This is a genomic window from Limosilactobacillus coleohominis 101-4-CHN (assembly GCF_000161935.1).
Taxonomy (GTDB): Bacteria; Bacillota; Bacilli; order Lactobacillales; family Lactobacillaceae; genus Limosilactobacillus; species Limosilactobacillus coleohominis_A.
Map to the genome: position 1 here is coordinate 7,101 of NZ_GG698805.1, position 2,732 is coordinate 9,832.

The window sequence follows — 2,732 nt, forward strand, 5'->3', positions numbered from 1 at the left end:
TTATTAAAAAGCACAAAATCTTAACATTTTATAGTCATAATAGATATATGTAATCACAGTATGAGGAGAGATTAAGATGGATAGATTTAAGCTCGATCCTTTTAGCTATGTCAGTTATGAAATAACTCCTAACAATTTTGATAAGTACACTAATCGTACTTCCCCGTTTGTTCAAAAAGATGCTAAAAATAAAAATCGGTTTTATGGAGTGTGTCCTGGTTGTAATAATCCAATTGTGATGGTGAGTCTATACCAAACCCAAAATGCAACAACTCATCCTTATGGCCGTCATGTTAAGCACAATATGCCCCAAATTGCTGATTATAGCCAGAACGACTATGACAATTGTCCCTATGCCAATAAAAATAATAAAAGCAATAACAAGTTTTTGCCTGCAAAAAGTGCTATTGGTTTAAGTAATAAACTTCTACTAAAGGAACAATATGATCAAGTTATTTACATTTTAAGGAAGCAAACAGATGTATTATTTTCTAATAATTTAGCCCCAAAAATGTTAGATGAGTATGTTAATAATACCGGCTGTCTCTATAGTAATACTACTTCAGATAATCTTCCTTGGAAATTTGGAGAAGTTATTTCAGCTAAATCGCTAGGTGGTCAGTATGTGAAAATTGATAGTGACATTCAACAAGCAATTAGGCAGTATTATTTGAGTAAGGGTAAAGACATTGAGCGTGAAGAAAAAGAATGCAGGTACCACTTGGGAATTTTGATGTCTGTTTAAAATTTGTGTTTGAAGACTTTAAATCAAAACTAAATGGTGAACATCTTCAAGAAAGTATAACTTTTGTGGTGTTTGATAGTATGCTAGATAATGAAATTGTTTACCAAAAGGAGTTACCAGTGGAGCTGGACTTTCTAATTAATTTGATGCGCAATTCGTCAAATCAAAAATATAGAAATAAAGTTCTAATTAACTATGCGCAATCTCATGTTAAATAATGGTTATCTTTTAGTCACATCAAATTTTGAATAAAACTTATGATTAGCCCTTTGATTATTTTAAAATGGGGGTTGCCTTACACTTTATAATTTGATAAACTAATTTTCGTTGATTTAATTATGCTCATTTAACCCAGTCTCTAGAGTATGTCATTAAAAAATTCGAGCCACACTCCTTTTAAGCAAAGAAGAAATATATAACGGTCAGTTAATAATTAACGATATAAGCAAATTGCTTAATAAACTTTGACAAAGTAAAATTTTATTACTTGGCTGAAAGGTAATCGTTTAGATAGAATAATTCAAAATACTTTGGATTGCCGTCACACCAGCTTTTGACCATAGTTTCTGACCATGAAATTAACACAAAACCTTAACACGTTTAGAGCCGAATGCTGTTGTATCAGTACTTCAGCTACTACAAAACAGCGACTCTAGTCAGCACTTAATAACAGTGAGAAGCCTGTATTAACAGCGTTTAGCGTTGCTAATACAGGCTTTTTTGTGGTCCTTTTGGCAGGTGTTTTAACACGTTTCTTAACACACGATGATATTAACAGAAGTTTTTTAAAAATTGAAGTGTCAGAAACATTACTATATCAGCCTTGGTCGCGTGTTAAAATGTGTTAAGATACTTAAATTGTAGTAGTTTTACTCAATTCAAGAAAAAAGCTGATTTGAATCAAATGTATTATAAAATTTATTTGTATTATAAATATTATTGTGATAATATAATGGTACAGGTTTGGTAGTTCCTTGGTAAGATAAATGGTAGTGATTTAAATGGTTTACCCAAACGAATTAAACGCTAATCATTGTTCCCTAAATACTTGGCTTAATGCCTCGAATCTGTGGATAAAGAAACAGATTGGAACCTATATATAAGAGTATAGACTGGTCTTTGATACCAGTCTTTTTTTGTTACCTTGAATCTTAGTACCTGATCAAAAAATAATCAGACCCGGTACTAATTAAGATAGTAATCATATTTTGGGGGGACTAATACTCAATAATATAAGATGTAGGGTGCTATATAGGTAGAGACAATCAAAAATAGTTTTAGTACGGGGCTTCGTAATTTTTAAGCTAGGTACTAATTCATCATCAATTGACTTTGGTACCGGGTTTCAAAAAAGCGAAGCCCGGTACTTTTTTATATTAGGGGGTAGTAATTTGATAACCAACCATATTAAAACTCAATACGGACCAAACTGGACGAAATGGGGAGCATTTCTATTTAGTATCTGATCAAAAGTTTTCCAAGCCCGGTACTCATGATAATAAAAAGTACCAGGTCTCTAAATAATAAAGCCTAGTACCATTAATCATCGCTTATTTTGCTGGTTATTGAGTAGGTTCAAAATACTTTGACACAACGTTTCTGAATATTGCAGATCGTAACTGTTTAATTGCTCAACTAATTGTTGCTACAGTGGACCAGCATGATGTTCTTTCATTTTACCGTTCATTAACTCATCCATTGAAACGTTTAATGCTTTAGCCAGACTTTGTAAAGTTCCGGCTTTAATATCCGTAGCCGCGCCACGTTCAACTTTTGAAATAAAGTTAATGGAGAGGTCACTTAATTCTGCTAGCTTTTCTTGGATCATACCTAGTTCATGACGCCGACTTGCTACATTTATTCCAATTTTGTTCATATTATACCCTCAATCTTAAATGCTTATATACCAAGGATATGAACTAACTGAAATAAAAATAAGTTCTAAGAAAACTGTGTTATTATAATCCGTGTAGAACATAATCTAAAG

General features: G+C 32.3%; 2 protein-coding genes. One reads left to right on the forward strand and one right to left on the reverse strand.

Annotation, left to right across the window (positions count from 1 at the left end; translation table 11 throughout):
* Positions 1-76 precede the first annotated feature (76 nt).
* Positions 77-745, forward strand: a complete 669-nt coding sequence (locus HMPREF0501_RS06440) for a hypothetical protein (protein WP_006917109.1) — start codon at positions 77-79, stop codon at positions 743-745.
* 1,645 nt (positions 746-2,390) lie between these two features.
* Here the strand turns inward: HMPREF0501_RS06440 and HMPREF0501_RS06450 are convergent.
* Entirely contained in the window at positions 2,391-2,621 is a 231-nt protein-coding gene (locus tag HMPREF0501_RS06450) for a helix-turn-helix domain-containing protein (RefSeq protein WP_006917111.1), read from the reverse strand.
* Between the last annotated feature and the right edge of the window lie 111 nt (positions 2,622-2,732).